Origin of the sequence: Sorangium sp. So ce128 (genome assembly GCF_051525245.1) — a bacterium.
Classification (GTDB): Bacteria; Myxococcota_A; Polyangia; order Polyangiales; family Polyangiaceae; genus Sorangium; species Sorangium cellulosum_B.
Window position 1 is genome coordinate 8766978 of the sequence record NZ_CP150313.1, and the last position, 23088, is coordinate 8790065.

Sequence of the window (23088 nt, forward strand, 5' to 3'; positions counted from 1 at the left end):
CGTCCTTAGTCTGCTCCTCATGCAGATGAAGGCAGCCGTCTACGAGCGATACGGTTCTCCATCGGTCCTCGAGCTGCGCGAGATGCCCGCGCCGGAGCCGCGGGACGATCAGGTGCGCATCCGAGTGCATGCGACCACGGCGACGGCGGCGTGCCAGATGATGCGGCGAGGCGACACGCTCATGGCGCGGGTCGTGCTCGGCTTCTTCCGGCCGCGGCGGCGCTTCCGGGTGCTCGGGATCGAGGTCGCCGGCACCGTGGAGCGCGTCGGCCGGCGCGTCACGCGGTTCCGCCCCGGCGATCGCGTGTTCGGCTTCACCGGGTTCGGGTCCGGCGGGTACGCGGAGTACGTGTGCCTGTCCGAGGACGCGTCGATCGCGCACGCCCCCGCCGGCCTGAGCCACGAAGAAGCGTGCTCGCTCGTCGACGGACCGACCACCGCGCTCTACTTCCTCCGCGACCGGGCGCGGCTCCGGACCGCCGAGCGGATCGCGATCGTCGGCGCGTCCGGGAGCATCGGCACGGCGGCCGTCCAGGTCGCGCGGCACCTCGGCGCGGAGGTGACGGCGGTCTGCAGCGGGCGAAACGCCGAGCTCGTGCGTTCGCTCGGCGCGCACCACGTCGTCGACTACACGCGAGACGACTACGCGGCGCGCGCCGACGCGTTCGACGTCGTGTTCGACACGGTCGGCGCGAGCTCGTTCGCGCGCGCGCGGCGCTGCCTCTCGCGCGGAGGCCGATACCTGATCACGGTCGGGGGCGCCGAGCTCTACCTGCGCGACGCATGGAGCCGGCTCTTCGGGAGCAGGAAGCTCGTCTTCGGAATGTCCGTCGACAAGAAGACCGCGCTCCCCGAGGTCTCGGAGCTCGTCGCGCGCGGAGCGCTCCGGCCGGTCATCGACCGGCGCTACGCGCTCGAGGCCATCGCGGATGCGCACAGGTACGTCGAGACGGGACGCAAGCGGGGCAACGTTGTGATCGAGGTAGGCGCGTGATACCCCGATTCGCGTGAGCACACGCGACGCGCTGAGGCTCGGGTCGATCGAGCAGATCCACGGGCTCATCGGGCGCCCGCCGCCCGCGCATCCGCTGATCTCCGTGATCGCCGCGTCGTGGCAGGAGCCGCTGCGCATCGAGATCCCGATCATCGGGCGCCCCATCGAGTCCGGGCTCTACGTGATCAGCCTGAAGCGCGGGGACGAATGCCACGCCGAGTTCGGGCGACAGGTGCACGACGGGCAGGAGGGCATCCTCGTCTTCGCGTCACCGGGCCAGGTGATCACGCCGATCGGCGGCGAGAGCGAGCTCGCCCACGAGGGAGAGGGCTGGACCGTCGTCTTCCACCCCGACGTGCTACGCGACACGCCGCTCTCGGACGCGATGCACCAGTATCGGTTCTTCGGCTACGCGACGCACGAGGCGCTCCACCTCACACGGCCGGAGCGAGAGACGTTCACCGGCCTCGTCCGGCAGCTCGAGCGCGAGTCCTCGGTCCCTCCCGACTCGTTCGCGCCGGACGTGCTCTCGGCGCAGCTCCAGCTCCTCTTCACGTACTGCCAGCGCGCGTACGCGCGCCAGCTCGAGATCCGAGCGCGGGCGGGCGGCGTGGCGGAGCGACTCGACCGTCACCTCGACGCGTGCTTCGCGTCGGCCGCGCAGGTCGAAGGCGGGCTCCCCACGGTTCGATCCTGCGCGCGCGCGCTCGGGTACTCGCCCGACTACCTGAGCGATCTCCTGCGCGCGGAGACAGGAACGAGCGCGCGCGACCACATCCACCGAGCCCTCATCGAGGCCGCCAAGGCGCGGCTCCTCGCGTCGGACGCGAGCGCGAGCGCGGTGGCCTACGCGCTCGGATTCGAGCACCCGCAGCACTTCTCGAAGCTCTTCCGGCAGAGGACCGGACAGTCGCCCGGCGAGTGGAGACGTGCGGCGAAGGGGCCGAATACGCGCCGCGAGACCTCGGCGTGATCTCACGCGCCGCACACGTAACAGGCGGTCACCTCAACCAGGGTCGGGTCGCGCCGCCGGCCAGACCGACGTGTCCAGCGAGACGACGCCGCCCTCGAAGCGGATCGGCGCGGCAAGCAGCGCCCGGAACGCCTTGTACCCTGCCCCCCCCGAGCGGAAGGCGTGCAGGAACACGTGGTGGCGCCCGTCGGCGCCCACGGCCACGGACGGGTGCCCTGGCCCCCACCATTCCTCGCTGGAGCTCAGAAAGACCTCCGACGACTTGCGGTACGGGCCCGTGGGGGCGTCCGCCACGGCCGCGCCGATGCCGTAGTGCGCGGTCGAGAAGTCGTTGCCGGCGTAAAGCAGATAATAGCGCCCGCCCTCCTGGGTGATCCAGACGCCCTCGATGAGGTGCGCTTCCCAGGGCTGGTCGTTCTCGAGGATGACGGCGGGCTCCCCCTCCAGCCTGCGGCCGTCCGCCGACAGCCGCTGAGCGTAGATGCGGGTCCTGAGCGCCCGCGATATCCCGGCGATCTCCTCCGCCTCCGCGCCGCACGCCCGCGCCCGCAGCTCCTCCAGCCGCCCCGCGAACCCCGTGAATTCCGCGGTCGCCGCCTCGATCAGCGGCTGCAGGACGAAGAATTGCTCCATGGGCTCGAGGGTCGCCACCCACGGCCACAGCGTCAGCGCCAGGACCGCGGTGCGCTGGTCTTTGCGGGCCACGAACAGCTCGCGCACCAGGGCGGGCTCCCGGTGAAGCAAGGCGGCCAGCTGGCGGGGCCACACGCCGTTGTCATCCTTTTTCCAGACCAGCCAGGGCGTGCCGTGGGCGTCCACGAGGAGGTGGGCGTCGATCACATCTCCGGTGACGATCGGCGCGTGTTCCGCCTCGAACGGGCCGTCCGGGCTCGCGCCTCGGGCGAGGCCGATCGCGAGCGAGCGGTCGTGCATGCGGGCCGTGAAGCAGAGCCAGGTTTCGTTCCCGACCCGGTGCATCTCCGGCGCCCAGAAATCCGCCTGGTTGCGGCCGGTCAGCGTCCAGGCCGGCGCGCGCCCCTCCGGGAAGACGAAGCCGGTCAGCCGCCAGGTCGTCAGGTCGCTCGAGGCCAGGATGGGAAAGGCGTTCGGCGCGTCGTTCGAGGTCACGAGCAAGCGCCACGCGCGCTCGCCCACCCGCACCACGCACGGGTCGCCATAGCCGTAGAGGATCTCCGGCGCGATGGACTCGGTCAGCAGGGGCCGCAGCCGCGCCCCGCCCTTCCGCGGCGGCGGCGGGGTGCGGGCGAGCGGCATGCGGGTCCCGAGGTCGCGCGCCAGCGCCTCGAAGAGGTCGAGGTAGTCCGTCTGCTCCACCCCGGCGAGCTCATAACGCCGCGTGTCCTGCCCCGGCTCGGTCACCTGGAAGCTGCGCGGCCCTTGGAGGTTGACGGTGACTCCGAAGGTGAACGGTGCGCCAGGCGGCGTCTGCAGGACGATGGCGTCGGCGTTCATGCGACGGGCTCCTCGATGACTGCCATGCTCGACAACAGGGACCTGGGTCCGGTCGCGCCGCCGTCCGCCGGAGGCTCGCCGGGTGCGGCACGGCCCCGGCCGCTGCTACCCCGGCCCGGGAATGCTGCGATGTTGTACCACGGTCGCTGTCCTCGACATGCTGTACGTGTTCATGACGCTGGGGCTCGCCGGCGAAGCTGAGCGCCAGCGACCCAGGCGACGACCGACATGGAACGAGGCGCATGCCGAGCAGAACGAAAGAACGACCGGAATCTCCACTTCCGAAGGGCATCGGGAAGCCAGCGCTGCGGGCGCTCGCTTCGGCCGGCGTCTCTCGCCTGGACCAGGTCGCTCGGCTCACGGAAGCCCAGCTCATGGCGCTTCATGGCGTGGGCCCCAAGGCGATCGGGGTCATCAAGGCTGCCCTCGAAGCAGAAGGAAAGTCTCTTGCCAAAGACGCGTAGCCCCCGTCGTCCAGGCGCCGCATCCCGCGTGCACCTGCTCCGGGGGGCGCCGACGCTCCGGGCGCGTGGGCGCCGACCGAACCGATCGACGGCTTGCGGAGCTTGCTGACGCCCACATTGCTTCCGGACGGGACGGTCCTGGTGATCGGCGACAGCCCGTTCGTGTACCCCGATTATGGCCCCGCGCCGACGAGGCGCTTCGATCCGGCGACGGGCGTGTGGACGCCGGCCGCGTCCACGGTCGCGCCGCGCTTCGGTCACACGGCCACGCTGCTCCAGGACGGCCTGGTGCTCGTCGCCGGCGGCGACCAGCCCGGCGGTCCCGGCGGCGTCCTGGTCGAGATCTACGATCCGGTCGCCGACACGTGGACCGCGAGAGCGCCCATGAACGTTGCGCGACAGGGCCACTCGGCGACGCTGCTTCGGGATGGCCGGGTCCTCGTCGCGGGCGGCGCTGACGGGTATCCCTCCGAGAGACCGGAGCACCACCTGACGAGCGCGGAGGTGTACGACCCGGCGACCGACGCGTGGACGCCCGTCGCCTCGATGCGCTGGGCTCGCATGCGGCACACGGCGACGCGGCTTCCAGACGGCCGGGTGCTCGTGGCCGGAAGCTGGGGCGCTGACAGCGGCAAGACGGCCGAGATCTACGATCCTGCGACCGACACGTGGGCCTCGGCGACGGAGATGGCCACGGCGCGGAGAGCTCATGGAGCGGTGCTCTTCGCCGACGGCAGGGTCATGGTCGCGGGCAGCTCGCAGGACGTGAACGATGGGGCCCTCGCCGTCGAGCTCTACGATCCGGCGAGCGACACCTGGGCGCTCGGGCCGGCGCTGGCCGTGATGGTCCACGGCCACGCGACGGCGCTGCTCAACGACGGTCGTGTCCTGATCGCCGGCGGCGCCGCCGGCTCTCTGGCCGAGCCTTATCAGAAGATCGACCATGCGTGGCTCTATGTCCCGGCGCAGCCCGCGTCGGGCGGGGCGTGCCAGGCGGGCGCCTGCGTGCCGGGTGGAGGCGGCACGAGCGGAGACGGCGCGGGCGGCGGTGCGAGCAGCGGTACGGGCGGCGACGGCGGGGCGGGTGGCACGGCCACAAGCGGTGACGGCGGTGGCATCAGCGCTGGTGTCGGCGGCGGCGCGAACAGCGGTGGTGGCGGCGACCCGAACAGCGGTGGCGGCGGCGCGAACAGCGGTGGCGGCGGCGCGAACAGCGGTGGCGGCGGCGCGAACAGCGGTGGCGGCGGCAGCGCAACCGGCGGTGCCAGCGCAAATGCAACCAGCGGCGCCGGCGGCGATGCGACCAGCGGTGGTGGCGGCGACCCGACCAGCGGTGGCGGTGGCGAAGGCGGCGCTGCCACCGGCGGCGACGGCGGAGGTGCCAGCAGTGAAGTTGGCGCCACATCCACCACGACCAGCACGACCGCCGCCGGCGGCGATGACGCCAGCAGCGCCGGCACCGGCGCAACCGGCGCGCAGAGCAGCGGCGGCGGCGACCTCCCGAGCGCAGGAGGGGGCGGCGGCTGCCGCATGACGCCAGGCAGCCAGGGCGCGCCGGCCTGGCTGCTCGCCCTCGGGGCGCTCGCCACCGCGCGGCCGCGCCGGCGCCTCGCGAGGTCCAGCCGCTCCACCTGAGTGGCGGCCGGCGATCCAATCCGGGTTGTTCCCCTGGACGGCACAACCCGGGTTGGCCATCCGTCGAGCGCATCGCTGGACGGACGGCCGGCGGCGAGGGAGATCGCGCGGCAGGAGACATCGGCGTCGAGGCAGAGCGCCTCGCGTCCCCCGATGCCGAGTCGACATCAACAGGCACCAGAAACGATGAGCCGCACAGGGATTCGGCGTCCCCCTCCCTCTTCCTTTCCCGCGGCTACGCCGTGTCGACGTTTTCATTCAGGCGCCGCGGCGAGCGCGCACGGGGGCGTCCAATCCGGGATTGCCTGTCCGTTGACAGCCGAAACTTCCGCGTCGATTGCGGCGGCGGACTGAGCAATGGGGGCTCGACACCGCGCCTGAGGTAGATATCGTGGGCGCTACCGAGGAGCATAGGGTTTCTTGGTCGCTGGAAATGGCTTCCAGCCGGAGCTGCGAACGCGGAGAGGCAGCTCAGAGGCTAGGTTTCAGGATTTCGTGAGCACGGGATGAACCAATTGCGAACCCTCGGGGGTTGGTTGCGCTGCGCGTTGCGGTTCGGATTCGGCGTTTCGGCGTTGTTGCTGACGCCGCGCTTCGCGGAGGCGAAGTCGGTGCGGCCGGTGGAGCCGATCAAGGTGAACGGCAGCGAGCTCGGGACGATCACGATCTCGAACGTCATTCTGAAGGCGCCGAACCTGGACGACGTGCTGATCGTCAAGGAAAAGTTCCTGGTGATGTTTCTGGAGGAGATGCGCGAGCTCGGCTACCGCGCGCTCGGCCGCGAGAACCTGGCGCTGAACCTGGATCGCTCGAGCGAGGCGGCTTTCATCCTGGCCGGGACGATGACGGCGGCGGACTGCGCCGACGAGCGAGGCCTCACCTGCGGCATCACCATCAAGTGGGAGCTGCTCGATCGCTCCTCCAAGACCGTGGTCTATCAGATGACGTCGAACCACGAGGAGATGGAGATGCGCGAGCTCGACCGCGCGGCGGCCGGCAACGCGCTGCTGCTCGGCAGCCTGCGCTCGCTGCTCGCCCGGCCGATGTTCGTACAGGCTCTCCGGGGCTCGGGCGCCCCTGCGGAGGCGCCGGCCGCGCCCGAGTTTCCGCCCGGAGAGATGCGCGGCTGCCCGGCCCGCACCCTGGCGATGCCGAAGATGAGCGAGGATGTCTTGAACGCCACGGCGCTGGTCAAGCTCAACGACGGCGTCGGCAGCGCGGTCGTGATCTCTCCGGATGGCTTGCTGCTCACCGCGGCGCACGTGGCGACGACGCCCGAGGTGGTGGTGAGCTTCCGCGACGGCAAGGAGTTTCCGGCGACCGTGATGCGCGTCAACGAGCAGTCGGACGTCGCGCTCTTGCAGCTGAAGGATGGCTCGCGCGAGACGCCGTGCTTGACGCTGCGCATGCCGCCCCCCAGCACCGGCGACGACGTGTTTGCGCTCGGCGCGCCCGGCGGCGAAAGGCTGTCGTTCTCCGTGACGCGCGGTATCGTCAGCGGCCAGCGCACGTTCGACGGCAACAGCTTGATCCAGACCGACACCAGCATCAGCCCAGGCAACAGCGGCGGGCCGCTGGTCGACGACGAGGGTCAGGTGGTCGCTATCATGACGTTCAAGGCGACCGGGCAGGGCATCGAGGGCCTGGGCTTCGGCGTGCCTTCGGCCACCGCGCTGTCGTCGCTCGGGCTGAGCTTCGGCGAGAAGACCGGGGCGCTCAAAGTCGAGCGTAAAACGGCGTCGGGCGGGCTCGCGCTCAGCGGCGCGGCCGACAGGCCCGATCCGCCCTGGTTCTATGTGGGCAAGGACGCGCCCGGCAAGACGCCGGGTTGGGTCGGGCAGACGCGCGGCTGGGGCTGGGTGACGATCGTCGCCGGCGGCGCCACGGTCGGTACGACCGCGCTCCTGAACATCGGCAGTACGCCCTCCAGCTTCGGCACGCTCCGCACCTGGAACACCGTAGGTTGGGCCGTCGCCGGGCTCGGCGCGGGCATGGTGCTGAGCTCGTACGTCTTTGCGCCGGACAAGAAGCCGCCCGCGACCGGGGGGCGTTCGACGTCCGGCCGCACCTTCGCCGCCGGTGTCGGCGCGCCCGGCATCGGGCTCACCTCACTTTCCATCATGGGGACGTTCTGATGTTGCTCCGCACGCTGTGTGCTGCGCTGCTCTTTCTGCTGCCGGGAGGGTGCCTGCTCTTGCAAGAGCCGCCGCCGACGCGCCCGCTGGGCGGCGAGTGCGAAGACGACGACTGGTGCAATGAAGGCCTGATCTGCGTCTTCCCGTATGGGACGAACAGCCCGGGGGAATGCGGCGCGCCCGGTACGTGCACCGCCGACAGCGATTGCTCCGCAGGTCAGCTCTGCCAGGGCTCCACGATCGACACGTTCGGCGTGTGTCAAGCGAACACGGGCTGCATCTCCGACACGGCGTGTATGGAGGGCGCCACCTGCTACCGCGGTAGCTGCTTGTTCTTGTGCGAATCCTCCTCGGAGTGCCCCGAGGACACGTACTGCAGCACGCTGGATGATTGCCCGTACCGTATGACCTGCTCCAAGGCGTGCGCGTACCTCTGAGGCGCCGCCGAATCGCGTGCTTTGGCCGAGGTTCTGCCGGTGAGGGAGCGCGGTCCGTGGCGGGCGTCCAGCGGGTCCGCCTCCGCTCCCGGCGGGGCCGGCTTCGCGTAGGATGGCGAACGCCATGAACAGCCCGGAGATCGAGGCAGCGCTAGCGCTCGCGCGCGAGCGCTGGGAGAAGATGTTCCCCGTCAAGGACGAGCGCGCCCAGCTCGCGAGCTGGGACCCGCCGCACTTCGCGCCGGGGCTCGGCCTCGTCGCGGAGTTCAGCCTCTTCGAGGCGCGCACGAACCGAGGGCCGTCCGGCGAGCTGGTCGTCGTGCCGCTCGCGCGGATGAGCGAGCCCGCAGCGGCGCTCGACGAGCTCGCCGCGACGCTCGAGGGGCTCAGGTCGCGCGGCCTGGCCTCGCAGCTCGACGCGCCGCTCGAGGCGACGGTAGGCCTCGCGCCGGCGCGTTACACCGAGGGCATGTTCGCGACCGACGAGGTCGGGGCGCGCCGCCGCGCCGAGGCGCTCGCGTCGATGAACGCCCGCTTCGAGGCCGTGGCCGCACGAATGAAGGAGGTCTATGGCCTGCGGCTGCCGCGCTACCTCGCGACCTTCGCGGCGTTCTGGCGCAGCCTCGACGAGATGGAGCGGCAGGGGATGAGCCACCTCGGGCGATCGCCGGGCGGGATCATGATCTGGTTCGAGGACGGCGGGCTCGAGCGGAGGACGCGCGGCGGGCTCGACCCGCGGCTCGAGTGCCGGTTCCGCGCCGACCCGCCCGAGCTGGTCACCGTGATGTGGGGCGACTCCGACGGGCTGCACTATGGCCTGTGGTACGACGACCCCGCGGATCCGCCGACGTGCATCGCGCACAATTACGCCCGCGACTCCGCGGAGACCTGGAGAGACAGCGAGCCCACGCCCCTCGCGGTGCTCGCCGCCCGCGCGCGCGAGCTCATCTCGAGCCCCCACGAGGAGGAGCCGGCGCCGCTGCCGGTGCACGCCGCGCTCGCCGCCATGGAATGGTTCGAGGAGGCCGACCGCAAGGCCCTCGCCGAGGACCCGCCCGCGCAACGCTGGCTCGACGCGGACCGCATCCCGACCCTCGGCACGTTCGGGCCCGCGCTGCCGCCCGGCGCCGGGAGCATCCGCGTGGGCTCGCCCGACGAGCGCGTGAAGGCGTGGAAGACGCAGCCGCCGCGCGTGCAGAAGTGGATCGAGTCGGCGAAGCGCGATTGCGCCGAGGGGCGGCCCGCGGCGGCGCTGACGTTCGGGCTCGACCTGCACTGGCTCGGTACGGAGGAGTACCGCGACGCCGCGCTCGAGCTGCTGGTGATGGCGTACGAGAAGCTCGGGCGGCGCGCGCACGCGTGCACCGTGAAGGTGCATTATGCGCACCGCGATCTCCGGAGCGTGGGGGTGTTCCTCCGGCCGGGCGAGGAGGACGGCGGATCTTAGAGCTGCGAGCGGCTCACCGCCTTCATGACAGGAATTTTCCATCCACACGATATTTTCTCTCGAGGTGAGCCGGTTCGAGGGCGCGCCGCTACTGCCTGACAGACGTGCCGCTTGGCTGGCTGGGTCGAAGTACCCACCGAGATCCTTGCGACCTCCGCGGACATCCGTGGTGGTCGCCGTGCCGAGATCTGGGCAACGCAGCTCGGGAGCGCCCGATGCGATGTTGACTCCACTCCAGGTCATCTGATGAGCCGTTGCCGCAGCGCGGGTGTACAGGGACCTCGCTGCCGGCTGCCTCGCGCGGCTCACTCCGATGGTGGCTGCGACGATCGCACCCCATTTGGGACCAGGGCAGCTCGCAGGAACGACCTCGCCGGCGGCGCGCGCTGACCGCCTTGCGCCGGGAACTTCGGCTCGGTACTGTGCTCGCTCATCACGACCGATCTGCGAAGTCACGAGCCCTCGGAGCGATGACGTCGTGCGTAGAGCCAGCCTTGCCATCGCTCCGTCAGAGCGTGGTGGTACTGACGCAAGTGAGGTGGTTCGCGCGCTCATCGAAGGGGAGCCGTGGGCGGCAACCGCGGTGTGGAACGCACATGCACCCAAGGTGTTCCGGATCGTCGCGCGCGTGCTCGGGCCCGGCGCCGACGCAGAGGACGTGACCCAGGAGGTCTTTGTTCGCGTGTTCTCCAGAGTATCCGGGCTGAGAGACCCCGATGCGCTGGGGAGCTTCGTGTTCTCGGTGACCGTTCGACTCCTGAAATGGGAGCTCCGCCGCAGGCGCGTGAGGCGCATCCTCCAGCTCGCGGACACGGCCGAGCTCCCGGAGCAGGCGGTCGAGCCGGCGGACAGCGAGGCGCGCGAGGCGCTGGGCCGCCTCTATGCGATCCTCGACACGCTGAGCGCAGACGACCGGACCGCGTTCGTGCTCCGCCACATGGAGGGGATGAGCCTGCCGGAGATCGCGGAGGCAACGGGGATATCGCTGGCCACCGTGAAGCGGAGGCTCAGCCGGGCGACGGAGCGCGTGTCGTCCCAGGTCGAGAAGGACATGGCCCTCGCCGCTTACTGCATGAGGCCGGAGGCGCGGGATGACGCTTGACGAGGAGAAGGACCCGGCGCTCAGCCCGACGGCCGCGCGCGCGGTCGAGCTCGCTCGCAGCTCGCTTGGCGTGATGTCTCCCCAGCAGCGTGTCCAGGGGCTGCTCCGCGTGACGGAGCGGACGGCGAGGCGCCCGGGCTTCCGGCTGTCGCCCCTCCGGGCCGGAGCGCTCGCGCTCGCGGCGGCCGCCGCGGTCCTGCTCGGCGTCAACGGGTGGCAGCGGGGAACGCGCTCCGATCGGCTCTCCTACGAGGTGGAGGGCGGCGCCGTGCAGCAGGACGGCTCCGTCCAGGCGGACACATCGAGCCGTCCGAAGGTCCGGTTCTCCGATGGCACCGAGGTTCAGCTCGCCGAGATGACGCGCGCGCACATCGTGTCGGTGAACGAGCAGGGCGCCAGGGTCGCCCTCGACCGGGGAGAGGTCCACGCGCGCGTGGTCCATCGGTCGGAGGCGCAGTGGCTGTTCGACGCGGGGCCGTTCCTCGTGACCGTGACCGGGACGGCCTTCGCGCTCTCCTGGGCGCCGGAGGACGAGCGCCTCGATCTGCGGCTCGAGAACGGCGCCGTCGTCGTCAGCGGGCCGCTGTCCGGCAAGCCGATCGCGGTGCGCGCCGGGCAGTGGCTGACCCTGCGGCAGCGCACGGGAGAGGTGCTCCTGCGCGATCTCGATCTCCAGCAGGGCGCGGAGGCGTCGCCGGCGCCCGCCCCGCCGTCGTCCGACCGCACCGAGGAGCCCGGCGCGGCGCCGGTTCCGGATCCGCCCGGGATGCCCGCGAGCCCGACCGCGTCGGCGCTCTCGGCCGAGCCGAGGCGCGACTGGGCCGGGAAGCTCGCGGCCGGGAAGCTCGACGTCATCGTCGACGAGGCGCAGCGCCGCGGGCTCGACGTCTCGCTCGCGGAGAGCAGCAACGAGGAGCTCTCGGTCCTCGCGGACGCGGCGCGCTACACGAGGCGGAACGACATCGCGCGGCAGGCGCTCCTCGCCCAGCGCCGGCGCTTTCCGGCGACGCAACGGGGCAAGGAGGCGGCGTTCCTGCTCGGCCGCCTCGCGGAGGCCCAGGAGGGAGGCGCCGCGGCGCTCGCCTGGTTCGAGACCTACCTCAAGGAGGCCCCGCAGGGGGCTTATGCCTCCGAAGCGCTCGGGCGCAAGATGGTGATCGTGCAGCGGCTCCACGGCGACGCGCAGGCCGAGGCCGTCGCGCGGGCGTACCTGCGCCGGTTCCCAGGCGGAACCTACGCGCAGGCGGCGCGGGCCCTCGCTCGAACGCCGTGAGGTTCGCGCGGGCGCAGGCGCTGGCCGGGGCCCTCACGCTCCTCTGCGCGGCGAGCCCCGCGGCGTCGGGGGAGCCTGCGCGTGTGGTCCTCGTGCGGCCAGCCGCCGCCGATCCGTCGATCGCCGAGGCGCTGATCCGCATCCGAGGGGAGCTCGTCGCCGATGGATTCGACGTGGAGGTCCTCGATGCGGCGCAGTCGGCGGCCTCCGCCCCCCGGCCAACGATGGACGACGCCGGGCAGCAGGCCGGCTCCGCGGCCTTGATCGGGCTGTTCCTGGCGCCGGACGGTCAGGCCGCCGAGCTCTGGGTGGTCGACCCGCGGACGCACGAGACGCTCGTGCGGCGGATCGACACGCGCGGCGAGGCGCGGGAGCACATCGTCGAGGTGCTCGCTGTGCGCGCTGTCGAGCTGCTCCGCGCGAGCCTGCTCGAGCTCCTGATGTCCTCGCAGCGCTCGGCGGCGCCCGCGCCCGCCGCCGCGCCGCCCCCGAGCAAGGCGAGCCAGCAGGTGCCTCGACAGGCAGAGCGGCCGCGGGTCCACGCGTCGCGCCGATCGACGTGGGGCGTCGAGCTGGGGGGCGGGCTCCTCGCGAGCCCGGGCGGCATCGGCCCGGCGCTGCTCCTTGTCGCGCGCCTGCGCTTCGCGCCGATCGGTCCGCTCGAGGCGCGCCTCTCGTTCGCCGGGCTCGGGACGGCGCCGCGCGTCGCTGGGCCGCAGGGCAGCGCGACCGTGCAGCAGCGGTTCGGGCTCGTCGAGCTCGCGGCGCTCCCCTGGCCCGAGCTGCGCTTGCGCCCGAGGTTCTCGGTGGGCCTCGGGGCGCTCCACGTCGCCGTCGACGGCGAGGCATCGTGGCCGTACCGGGGGGTCCACAGCGCGCAATGGGCGTTCGCCGCGGACGCCGGCGCCGGCGTCGAGCTCGGGATCGTGAGGCGGCTCGACGTCGTCCTCGAGGCGCACGCGCTCGTCGCGCACCCGTATCCGGTGGTCCGCTTCGTCGAGACCGAGGCGGCGCGCGGCGCGCGCCCGGCGCTGCTCGGCAGCCTCAGCCTCGTGGGGTGGCTGTGATCGAAGGGGGCGTCACGGCTCCGGGCCGCCGGTGGTGCCCGCACCGGCGTCGGTGCCGGTTCCGACCGGGTTCAGCGTGAACAGCTGGCTGCTGCCGCCGCTGGAAGCCCTCTGGAAGAGGGCGGTGCCGTCGGTCGGCGGGGAGCCGTGAGCGTCGATGACCTTGCCGCTGAGGCGCGACGTGATGCGGACGGCACCGCCGCCGGGATCGGTGACGGACCATTGCTGGCTGGGATCGCCGTCGCAGGGGAGCTGGACGATGAAGGCGCCATCGGCGGTCGACCCGCCGCGGACGTCGAGGCACTTGTCGCTCCTGACGCTGCGGATCCGGTGATACCCGCCGTCCACCGCCTCGAAGCGGAAGTGCTGGTTGGTGCCGCCGTTGCAATTCCAGAGCTGCAGGACGAGGTCGTCGGTCATGTCCACGGCGGCGTCGACGTCCACGCAGCGCCCGCTCTGGACGCCGACCAGGGTGTAGGTGGTGCCCGTCGAGAGGTCCGCCTCGACCTCCGCCGGGACGGCGTGCTGGAAGAGCTCGGCGATCTCCTCCGGAACGAGCGCTCGGCTGTAGATCGCGATGTCGTCGACCTCCCCGACGAGGAGCCGCCCCTCCTGCGGCCATCGACCGACGTGGAGGCTTGTGGAGCCGGGCGAGATCGTCCTCTCGATGGGCTCGGTGCGGTAGAGGCGCCCATCGATGTAGAGGCTCATGGAGAGCCCCTCGCCGTCGACGACCGCGGCGGCGTGCGTCCACCGCTGGAGCTCAAGGCAGGAACACTGGACGCGGTGGTGGTCGCTGCTCTCGGGCCCCTTCCAGAACCCGAAGTCCATGCCCCGCGCCTCGCCGTCGTAGTCGATGTTGAGCTCCCATCCGCCGGTGTTCTCCGTGCTGATGACGGTCCTCAGGGTGTCGCTGGCCGGGGGCTCGTCGGCCAGCGCACGAACCCACGCCGAGACGGTCCAGCTCGAGGTGGCGTTCGGGAAGTCGCCCACCGTCATGAACTCGCCCTCATCGAGGTGCAGCGCCTGCCCAAAGCGGCCGCCCTTCACCCACGTGCCGCCGGTGAGCTCGCCGTCGCGCCGGTTGCCGGACCAGTCGGTCACGATCGTCCCCTTGCCCTCGTCGAACGTCCAGTAGGCGACCATGCCCTGGGTCAACCTCGTCGGCGTCAGCTCGACGGCGTCGATCGGCCCCTGCTCGCAGGCCGCGAGCCCGAGCGACGCGACCGCGGCCAGGCAGCGGGGCGCCGCGCGTCTGCCCGCCATGGCCGTCGTGCTGAACGTCCCGGCGATGGTGCGGTGCGGTGTGCGCGACGGCTGCATGTCAGGCCTTCTTGCGTACTCCAAACGTAACTGCGCTCGGCGTGCGCGCGCACGCCTTCCTTCGTCAAGAGCTCGCCTGCCTGCGCGACCCCACGTGAAGAGCCAGCGGAGCACGCGTCAGGCAGTAGCGGCTGGCCCTCGAATCGGCTCACCGCGAGAGCAAAACCAGCGGTGACAACGCTCTGCTTCGGGAGTCGCAGCGAGGCGTGCCACGTCGCGGCGAGCAGGCCCACGCTTTGACGGCAACATTTCATCCTGGCGCCATTCGCTCTCGTCGTGAGCCGGTTCGAGGGCCAGCCGCTACTGCTTGACGAAAGCTCCACTGACGCTCGCGCGCTCGCGTTCTTTCTTCCCTCCCCTGCGGCCCGCTGCCGGGGGGCGGGCGCGCTCCAGCCCGACGGGGGCAGATAGGCGATGTCACGCCCGCCGCGAGGCGGCACTCCCTGGAGTTCGCCTCGCTGCTCCCATGGCACAAGCCACGACCTCGAGCGGACGGTGATCCAGGAAACCCACGGAGACGGTCATGAGATCAAGGTCGATCACGTTGCTCGCGGTCGGGCTCGCAGTCCTCGCCCATGGCAACCTTGGTTGCAGCAATGATTCCAGCGGCGGTGAGGCTGGCGCCGGCGGCAAATACGGCGGCAACGGCGGGGCGACCCCTGGCTCGGCCGGCAACGGCGGGGCGACCCCTGGCTCGGCTGGCAACGGCGGGGCGACCCCTGGCTCGGCTGGCAATGGCGGGAGCTCCGGAAACGGCGGGGGACCGGAGGCGCCCGGCGGAGGTGCTCGACCGCGGACGCGACTGCGGATCGATGATGATTGGCGTTTTACCAGGGGCGATCCGCCAGGGAACACGACAGACCTCGCTTACTCGACACCTGCCGTGAGATCCTGGGTGCTGCCCAGCGGGAATGATTTCCTCAAAGACCCGGCGAAGAGGGCGGCGCGCCCGGACGGCAATCTCGGGGACGGCGTGGCCTACGTCACGGCGAGCCATGATGACAGCTCATGGAAGAGCGTGAACCTGCCGCACGACTACGCCATCGAAGGCCCGTTCACCACGAGCGTCAGCGGCAGCATGGGACGCCTGCCTTCTCCGGGAGTCGCGTGGTACCGGAAGAAGCTGACCCTGCCAGCGAGCGACGCCGGAAAGTCACTATTTATCGATATCGACGGCGCCATGTCGTACAGCATGGTCTGGTTGAACGGCCAATTCGTGGGCGGGTGGCCCTACGGATACGCCTCCTATCGCCTCGACCTGACGCCTTACGTGAAACCCGGCGAAGACAACGTCCTGGCGATCCGGCTCGACAATCCAGTCCCCAGGGACTCCAACTGGCAATCAGGATCCTCCCGCTGGTATCCAGGAGCAGGCATCTATCGGAGCGTATGGCTCGTGAAGACGGAGCCCGTGCATGTGGCTCAGTGGGGCGCCTACATCACCACGCCGGAGGTCTCCGAGGCATCGGCGACCGTCGCCCTGAAGCTGACCGTCGACAATGACTCGAAGCAGGATGCCGACGTGAGCGTGGCGACAGCCATCTTCGAGCTCGACGCAGACGGTCGCAGGTCGGACGTCGCCGTGGCATCCATCGCGCCCGTGGCTCTGCAGATCCCCGCCGGCACGAGCGCCACGGCCGACACCGAGGGGGCGATCGCCAGCCCGAAGTTATGGGGAACCGGCCCTCATCAGAGGCCCAACCGATACGTGGCGGTGACGACCGTGCAGCAGGAAGGCGAGACCGTCGATGTCCATGAGACGCCGTTCGGTGTTCGAACGCTCAAGTTTGACCCCGACGCGGGCTTCTTTCTGAACGGCGAGCACATCAAGCTGAACGGAGTGAACAACCATCATGATCTGGGCGCGCTGGGGGCCGCCGTGAATGTCCGCGCGCTGGAGCGGCAGCTGGAGATGCTGGCGGAGATGGGGTGCAACGCCCTGCGGACCGCCCACAATCCCCCTGCGCCGGAGCTCCTCGAGCTTGCCGACAAGATGGGCTTCCTCGTCATGGACGAGGCGTTCGATGTGTGGGTGCGCGAAAAGGCGGCTCTGGACTTTCACCAGATCTTTCCGGATTGGCACGAGCAGGACCTGCGGTCCCTGTTGAGGAGGGACCGCAATCACCCTTCCGTGGTGATGTGGAGCATCGGCAACGAGGTCGGTGAACAGGGCGGTGGCGCGGAGGGCGCCGCGATCGCCAAGGAGCTCACGGGGTTCTGTCATGAAGAGGACCCGACGCGCCCGACGGTGAGCGGCATGAACTCTGCCAAGGCCGACGGTCCATTTCCTGGGCCGATCGACGCCGTGGGCCTGAACTACCAGGGGACCGGGGTTCGCAGCGGGCCGGCACAATACCCGGTGTTTCATTCCAGCCTCCCGGACAAGTTCATCGTGGGCACCGAGACCACGGCCACCCTGAGCAGCAGAGGTGTCTATACGTTCCCTGTCGCCTCTGGCGCCGGCGTTCCGGCGTCGGACACCGCGGGCCAAGACAGTCCAGGTCGACAGGTCAGCTCCTACGATCTGTACTTTGCGTCCTGGGCCTATTCCCCCGACAAGGAATTCGCGTCACAGGACCGGTACTCCTTCGTGGGCGGAGAGTTCGTCTGGTCGGGCTTCGACTACCTGGGAGAGCCGACGCCCTTTGACTCCTCGCGGAGCTCCTACTTCGGGATCATCGATCTGGCGGGATTCAAGAAGGATCGCTTCTACCTCTATCAGGCGTATTGGCGCCCCGAGCTCCCCATGGCCCACATCCTGCCGCACTGGACATGGCCGGAGCGGACAGGCCAGGTCACGCCAGTCCATGTGTACACCTCAGGGGACGAGGCGGAGCTGTTCCTCAATGGCCAGTCGCTCGGACGCAAGCGGAAGGCGCAGCTCGAGTACCGCCTGCGCTGGGATGACGTGAGGTACGAGGCGGGTGAGCTGGCCGTCGTTGCTTACAAATCCGGAATGGAATGGGCGACGGCTTCGGTGAAGACCGCCGGCGCCGCCAGCAAGCTCCTCCTGACGCCTGACAGGTCGACCATCGCGGGGGATGGGAGGGATCTCTCGTTCGTGACGGTCGCGGTGGCAGACGACGAGGATCGAATGGCCCCTCGCGCGATGAACTCGATCCATTTCGAGGTGAGCGGACCGGGCGAGATCGTCGCGACGGACAACGGCGATCCGACGGACATGACAGCTTTTCCGTCGAAGGATCGCAAGGCGTTCAATGGGCTGGCGCTCGCGATTGTTCGAGCCAAGGCTGGACAGAAGGGGCAGATCGTCGTGAGCGCGAAGTCGAATGGTCTGGCCGAGGCCAGCACGACACTGGTAGCAGAATGACGCGTCCCCACCGCTCTGCCGCCGTCTTTTCTGCAACGTACAAGCGAGGATTTATGCGCGCTGAACTGACCGCATCCGCAAGTTTGCTCATCCTTTCTGGACTCGTCGGCTGCAGCTCCGAGAGCGGAGCGGGCCCTGACCCCGCGGGAAGCGGCGGGTCCGCCGTCGAGCCCGGGAGCGGCGGAGCCAGCGCCAGCGCCAGCAGCGGGGCCAGCGGCGAAACCTCGGCGGTGGGCAGCGGCTCTTCGACAGGCAGCGTGGCCGCTGGCACGGGCGGAATGGACGGGTCCAGCAGCACGAGCACGGCCTCGACAGGGGGCCAGAGCAGCGGTCCGCCGCCGCTCGTCCATGACGTGGAGGACACCGGCGAGGACTGCCCAGAACCGCCGCTCCCTGCGTTCAGCGAGCTCGAGTCGATCTCGCACCTGCCCGATCCATTCGAGATGGCAAACGGGGATCGCATCAGCTCGGTTTCAGACTGGCGCTGCCGGCGCGCCGAGATCAAGGCCGAGATCGAGAAGTACGGGGCAGGGGAAAAGCCGGGCAAGCCGGGCACGTTCGAGGCGAGCCTCAGCGGCAACACGCTCAGCATCAAGGTGGGTGAGGGAGGCAACTCGTTCACCATCACCGCCCCCATCAACCGACCCGCGGGCGCGCCGAGCGGCCCGATCCCTGCGATCATCGGCGTCAACTCGCCCACGGGCAGCCTTCCTGCCCAGGTCTTCAGCAGCCGAGGCATCGCCACGATCACGTTCAACTCCGACCAGCTGATGTCGAACGGCTTCTCCGGCGGCTCGCGGACCGACGGGAACTTCTACAAGCTTTACCCGGGCACCACCGCGGGATCCATGATCCGCTGGGCCTGGGGGATCAGCCGCATCATCGATGCGCTCGAGATGCTCCCCGAGGCCAACATCGACACCAAGCACATCGCCGTGTCCGGCTGCTCGTTCCAGGGCAAGATAGCCCTCTATTCCGGTGCCTTCGATGAGCGCATCGCGCTCACCATCCCCCATGAGTCCGGAGGCGGGGGGACGATCTCGTGGCGCTACTCCGACATGCTCGAAAAGCGTGATAAAACCGAGGTGGAGAACCTGCTGCACGCGCAGGGGGCCCCCTGGTACGCGGCGGCCCTCATGCAGTTCAACAATGCGCCCGAAAAGCTCCCCTATGATCACCATGAGCTGATGGCCATGGTGGCTCCTCGCGCCCTGCTGGCGATCGAGAGCACCGCGATCGCGCGAATGGGGGCCGAAGCGGCCCGGGTCGACGCGCTGGCGGCGCGCGAAATCTGGGCGGCTCTCGGGGTCCCTTTCCGGCTGGGCGCATCGGAGGAGAACACCAACCACTGCGTCTGGCACAACGGCTTCACGCCCGACCTCGAGGCGTACGTCGACAGGTATCTCCTTGGCAAGGAGGACGTCGACACGGACATCCTGCGCTCCAAATACACGATCGACACCGATACCTGGATTCCCTGGGAGACTCCTACACTCCAGTAGTCGTGCTCGTCGCGAGCCGCGCCGCAAGTTCGCTCGAGACAGCTCAAGGACCGGCGTCGCGCGCGCGGTACTCGGCGATCATCTCCTTCGTCACGTCGTGATCATAACAGAGAGGCGCGGTGCCTCCCGGCCGCGAGTAAGCGCTGCGCTTGCCGCATTGTCTGCCCGCTCGATCCGTATCGTAAGGACACGGGCAGCTCCCGCTGTACGCCGCTCGTGACTCGGCGATGAGCGCCTTCCGGATCGCGGCGTCCGTCTTCGGCGCCTCTGCCCTGGCCGAAGGCGCCGCGAACATCGCCATTCCAACGACGAGCCAGTACCCAAGCCGCATAACCCGGCATCGTACCGCCCCTCCGGAACTTCACAACATGTTCTTTCGTTCAGGTGCCCCCGTGTATTCACATCGGTCGAACGGCTCCCTCGACGAGTGAGTCGATGGACATGACCCGTGCCGCTCCCGCGCGGCTTCACGGCGGACATCGCGTTCGCTCCACGCAGGTGGGTGCCGATCTGGGCAAAGCAGGCATCCAACCGAACCTTCGCTCGGACGGCCGCCGGCCCCCTTTCCTCTCTCCTACGCCAGCGACGCCGCTCCCCCCGGCGCCTCCCGCGCGGGGGCGCGCAGCACGGGATCGTCACCCGACAGCTGCGGCAGCATCGCGACAAATGCCCAGTCTTGCACGCCCGAGTCGTCGAACGTCAGGTGAACGCGGTCGCCGTCGCGCTCGAACGTGATGGCGAACACCGCACCGTCGAGCGCTGCGTCGTCCGGCGTCGTCTCGAACTGCTCCTCGTAGTCCTCCTCGACGAGGAACTCCCCCGACGCCGCCGCGTGAGCCTGCGGGTCGTCCACGCGCACCCCCAGCTGCGGCCAACCGGTGCAGCGCACCGCGGCGAGCCCGCGCTGCAGCACCGCACGCAGCCACGCGCCGCCGAGGTCGAAGCCGCCGCCCCAGAAGAACACCAGGCGATCGACGCGAAGCACGTTCGCCTCGTCCTCGAACAGGCCCTTGAGCAGGAACCGCGACGTCGAGTCGCCCGGCCACGGCACCCCGTGCCGCCGACCGAACTCGACGAGCGGCCCGGGCACGGCGTCGTCGCTCCACGGCGCGTCGGCGGTCTTCTCGTAGGTAATGTAGTCCGCGACGAGCTGCAGCAGCTCCGCCTCAGCGCGCGCCGCCGCATCGACCGTCGAGAACTCCGCTGCCTGCATCACGACGTGGCTCACCCATGCAGTTGTACGCGAGCCCGCGGGCGACGGGAAGGACACCGCCTGATCACCACGGCAGCGCCCGGGGATGGGCCGAGCGCGCCGGTGCGGGTCGGCGACGCGCGCGTCACTCCGAAGGACGTTACCCAGCTTGCGATCGACCTGCTGGACGCCACTCTTCGCCGTGATCTTCGCCAGGTTCGCGTAGAATCGAGCGGAGTGAACAGATCGTCGACGTCACGGGGACCTCTCATCGACGCGCCGCACCGGTCGCTCACCCAGGCGGGTGAGCAGCACCAGCTGCGCGCGAGCTGTCAGGTCGTCGAGGCGACGGTGGATGTTGCGGTAGGCTATTGGAGCTCCCTGGCCACCGCGGTCTGGATGAAGACGACCCACCCGCACCACGCCGCCTCCCTGAAGGCGGCGATCGTGGGGGCGCAGGCAAGCTCCCCGTCCCGCAAGGTGTGGCTGCTGCAGATCGTGACCCCGGAAGCCATCGTACCCGACACGCGCAGCCGCAGCGCTCTCGCCGGGATGTTGTCTTCGGTGGATGGCATCGTGTCCCACTCGGCGGTGATCCACATCGGGTCGGGCTTTCGCGCGTCCGTCGTGCGCAGCATCGTCACGGGGCTCAACGCCCTGGGACGCCAGCAGTTTCCACATCGTGTCTTCGCCAGCGTCGAGGAAGGCATTGCCTGGCTGGCCACCAGCGGCCTGCCGGACCCGGCGGCCGCCCATCACGACCTCTCGGCGTTCCATGAGGCCGCGGTCGCGGGCCAGCTCACGAGCGTTCGGACGTGAGCTCCCGGCCCAGGGCATCGTGGCATCGTCTTGACGGGCGCGCCGCGACCAGGGATCCTCGCCGGCATGCGTTTCGCCGCGTTCGGGGTGATCCTGTTGCTCGTGGGCAACGCGCACGCCGAGTCGACGGCGCCAGCGCCCGCCGTCGACACCACCCGGCGCGACGTGGGCACCGGCCTGTCCGTGGGCGGACTGGTCCTCGGTTCCGTCGGAGCAGGCATGTTCTTCCTCACCCGACCGAGCGGCGATGATTCCTGCGGTTGCGCATCCCGCGCATGGGTCTTTCCCACCGTGCTCATGAGCGTCGGAGGCGCGATGGCCCTCACGGGTGTACCGCTCTGGATCACCGGTCAGATGAAAATCGATCGCGCCACGACCCGGGCCGAGCTGCAGCTCGGTCCGCTCGGCGGAAGCGTCCGGCTCCTGTTTTGAAGCGCGCTCACGGCTCCGCGGGCGCCCCGTCCCGTATCCCGAGCGTCTCCTCGCGCGCCGACAGGCACGCCTCGCTCCCCACGACGAACGCGCGGCAGTTGTCCGGCCTGATCTCGTAGATGGCGCAGCGCCGGTCCTCGCAGAGGTGCTGGCACCGCCCGCTCGCCGCGAAGCGCAGCGTGATCTTCCCGTCCCGCGCCCGCCGCACGTAGGCGCGCCCCGTGAGGTCGCCGCGCCCGGCGCCCCGGAAGCGCGCGAGGTCCACCTCGTCGAGCAGCACGTTGGCGTCGTGGCAGCAGGCGCCGCACGCCAGGCAGTCGAGCGCCACCTCGCGGATCGCCCCCGGGTGCGTGCTGTCGCGCTCGCACCAGTCGAGGACCGAGCCCTCGTACTGCCGCTTCACCCGCGCCGTCGCGAGCCCCTTGGCCGGCCCCTCGCCCACGCGGCGAAAGCGCTGCTGCTCGATCGACAGGAGCGACCACAGCCCGAGCTCCGTGAGCTTCCCGTCCTCGCCGATGGAGAGCAGGAGGTCGACCCGCTCGTCCGGCAGCACGATGGCGGCGTGCCCGCCGGCCCTCACGTGCGCCGCTGCGCGGCTCAGGAAACGCGGGCGAAACCGGCGCCAGACGGGGCGAGACACGACGTATGCGGACATCGGGGCGCATCTTCGCGCCCCGGCCCCGCGCTGCCAAGCCCCGCCCTCGCCCGGCGGCAGCGCTGCGCTATGTTGGAAGGGTGCGACATCGCAAGAAGATCGTCATCGTGAAGACCGGTGAGCCCGTCCCCCCGGTCCTCGAGCGACGCGGCCAGTTCGCGGACCTGATCGAGCAGACGATCGGCGCCAGCTGGAGCGGCGGATACGCCACCGTCGACGCCCGCACGGACGAGCTCCCCGCGCCCGGCGCCCCCGAGACCGCCGCCTTCGTCGTCACCGGCTCGTCGGCCAACGTCCCCCACCGCGAGCCCTGGATGCTCCGCTGCGAGGCGTGGCTGCGCGGCGTCGTGCACGCCGGCACCCCGACGTTCGGCATCTGCTTCGGCCACCAGATCCTCGCCCAGGCCCTCGGCGGCGAGGTCGTCCGCAACCCGCGCGGCCGCGAGATCGGCAGGATCCGCGTCCAGCGCCGCGCCGACGACCCGCTCTTCGACGGCCTGCCGTCGAGCTTCGAGACGCACGCGACCCACGTCGACACGGTCGGCACGCTCCCCGAGGGCGCCACGAGCCTCGCGTTCACCGAGCTCGACGACCACCAGGTCATCCGCTTCACGAGCACGTGCTACGGCGTGCAGTTCCACCCCGAGATGGACCACGACGTCATCGCCGGCTACATCGCGTGGCGGCGCGAGATCCTGCAGGCCGAGGGCCGCGACGTCCCGGCGCTCCTCGCCCCCATCGCGCCGGATCAGCTCGGCACACGGACGCTGCACAATTTCATCCGGCACGTGGTCGTGCGCGGCGCCTGATCCCTACGCCGCCGACCTGACCTGG

20 protein-coding genes are annotated in these 23088 nt (G+C 70.3%); 15 read left to right on the top strand and 5 right to left on the bottom strand.

Annotated features, from left to right (window positions below; genetic code table 11):
* The first annotated feature begins 25 nt into the window (after positions 1–25).
* Complete coding sequence (locus tag WME82_RS33340) at positions 26–994, top strand: NAD(P)-dependent alcohol dehydrogenase (protein ID WP_438044952.1); 969 nt, start codon at positions 26–28, stop codon at positions 992–994.
* A 13-nt stretch (positions 995–1007) separates the two neighbouring features.
* Complete coding sequence (locus WME82_RS33345) at positions 1008–1967, top strand: helix-turn-helix domain-containing protein (RefSeq protein WP_438038595.1); 960 nt, start codon at positions 1008–1010, stop codon at positions 1965–1967.
* Positions 1968–2000: 33 nt separating this feature from the next.
* Here the strand turns inward: WME82_RS33345 and WME82_RS33350 are convergent, their stop codons facing one another.
* On the bottom strand, positions 2001–3440 hold the full coding sequence (locus WME82_RS33350) for a family 43 glycosylhydrolase (protein ID WP_438038596.1): 1440 nt from the start codon (positions 3438–3440) through the stop codon (positions 2001–2003).
* Between the two features lie 242 nt (positions 3441–3682).
* Here WME82_RS33350 and WME82_RS33355 point away from each other — a divergent pair, with 242 nt between their 5' ends.
* The 8 genes from WME82_RS33355 to WME82_RS33390 all read left to right on the top strand — a co-directional run bounded on the left by WME82_RS33355 (position 3683) and on the right by WME82_RS33390 (position 13000).
* Complete coding sequence (locus WME82_RS33355; protein WP_437740524.1) at positions 3683–3904, top strand: helix-hairpin-helix domain-containing protein; 222 nt, start codon at positions 3683–3685, stop codon at positions 3902–3904.
* A gap of 102 nt (positions 3905–4006) precedes the next feature.
* Positions 4007–5539: a Kelch repeat-containing protein gene (locus tag WME82_RS33360; RefSeq protein WP_438038597.1), complete on the top strand. Its 1533-nt coding sequence runs from the start codon at positions 4007–4009 to the stop codon at positions 5537–5539.
* 575 nt (positions 5540–6114) lie between these two features.
* The gene (locus tag WME82_RS33365; protein WP_438038598.1) at positions 6115–7674 is read left to right on the top strand and encodes a S1C family serine protease; all 1560 of its coding nucleotides are present in this window, start codon (positions 6115–6117) and stop codon (positions 7672–7674) included.
* Complete coding sequence (locus tag WME82_RS33370) at positions 7674–8111, top strand: hypothetical protein (protein WP_438038599.1); 438 nt, start codon at positions 7674–7676, stop codon at positions 8109–8111. The genes WME82_RS33365 and WME82_RS33370 overlap by 1 nt, the downstream gene beginning before the upstream one ends.
* Positions 8112–8235: 124 nt before the next feature.
* Complete coding sequence (locus WME82_RS33375; protein WP_438038600.1) at positions 8236–9558, top strand: ADP-ribosylation family protein; 1323 nt, start codon at positions 8236–8238, stop codon at positions 9556–9558.
* A 538-nt stretch (positions 9559–10096) separates the two neighbouring features.
* On the top strand, positions 10097–10660 hold the full coding sequence (locus WME82_RS33380; RefSeq protein ID WP_438038601.1) for an RNA polymerase sigma factor: 564 nt from the start codon (positions 10097–10099) through the stop codon (positions 10658–10660).
* Positions 10650–11933, top strand: coding sequence for a FecR domain-containing protein (locus WME82_RS33385; protein WP_438038602.1), 1284 nt, complete (start codon positions 10650–10652; stop codon positions 11931–11933). The genes WME82_RS33380 and WME82_RS33385 overlap by 11 nt, the downstream gene beginning before the upstream one ends.
* On the top strand, positions 11930–13000 hold the full coding sequence (locus WME82_RS33390) for a hypothetical protein (RefSeq protein ID WP_438038603.1): 1071 nt from the start codon (positions 11930–11932) through the stop codon (positions 12998–13000). The genes WME82_RS33385 and WME82_RS33390 overlap by 4 nt, the downstream gene beginning before the upstream one ends.
* A 12-nt stretch (positions 13001–13012) precedes the next feature.
* Here WME82_RS33390 and WME82_RS33395 read toward each other — a convergent pair whose 3' ends face one another.
* Complete coding sequence (locus WME82_RS33395) at positions 13013–14323, bottom strand: RICIN domain-containing protein (protein WP_438038604.1); 1311 nt, start codon at positions 14321–14323, stop codon at positions 13013–13015.
* A gap of 808 nt (positions 14324–15131) precedes the next feature.
* Here WME82_RS33395 and galB point away from each other — a divergent pair.
* Entirely contained in the window at positions 15132–17654 is a 2523-nt protein-coding gene (gene galB / locus WME82_RS33400; RefSeq protein WP_438044953.1) for a beta-galactosidase GalB, read from the top strand.
* Between the two features lie 353 nt (positions 17655–18007).
* Positions 18008–19156, top strand: a complete 1149-nt coding sequence (locus WME82_RS33405) for a glucuronyl esterase domain-containing protein (RefSeq protein ID WP_438038605.1) — start codon at positions 18008–18010, stop codon at positions 19154–19156.
* A gap of 43 nt (positions 19157–19199) precedes the next feature.
* Here the strand turns inward: WME82_RS33405 and WME82_RS33410 are convergent, their stop codons facing one another.
* Complete coding sequence (locus WME82_RS33410) at positions 19200–19457, bottom strand: hypothetical protein (RefSeq protein ID WP_437748060.1); 258 nt, start codon at positions 19455–19457, stop codon at positions 19200–19202.
* A 273-nt stretch (positions 19458–19730) separates the two neighbouring features.
* A complete protein-coding gene (locus WME82_RS33415) occupies positions 19731–20384 on the bottom strand; it encodes a hypothetical protein (RefSeq protein WP_438038606.1) in 654 nt (217 codons plus the stop codon).
* Between the two features lie 87 nt (positions 20385–20471).
* Here WME82_RS33415 and WME82_RS33420 point away from each other — a divergent pair, with 87 nt between their 5' ends.
* Together WME82_RS33420 and WME82_RS33425 are read left to right on the top strand one after the other, a co-directional pair.
* Complete coding sequence (locus WME82_RS33420; RefSeq protein WP_438038607.1) at positions 20472–21167, top strand: hypothetical protein; 696 nt, start codon at positions 20472–20474, stop codon at positions 21165–21167.
* Between the two features lie 66 nt (positions 21168–21233).
* Complete coding sequence (locus WME82_RS33425) at positions 21234–21599, top strand: hypothetical protein (RefSeq protein ID WP_437912260.1); 366 nt, start codon at positions 21234–21236, stop codon at positions 21597–21599.
* A 7-nt stretch (positions 21600–21606) separates the two neighbouring features.
* Here the strand turns inward: WME82_RS33425 and WME82_RS33430 are convergent, their stop codons facing one another.
* On the bottom strand, positions 21607–22254 hold the full coding sequence (locus WME82_RS33430) for a YkgJ family cysteine cluster protein (protein WP_438038608.1): 648 nt from the start codon (positions 22252–22254) through the stop codon (positions 21607–21609).
* Between the two features lie 80 nt (positions 22255–22334).
* Here WME82_RS33430 and WME82_RS33435 point away from each other — a divergent pair, with 80 nt between their 5' ends.
* Entirely contained in the window at positions 22335–23063 is a 729-nt protein-coding gene (locus WME82_RS33435; protein ID WP_438038609.1) for a glutamine amidotransferase, read from the top strand.
* Positions 23064–23088: the final 25 nt, after the last annotated feature.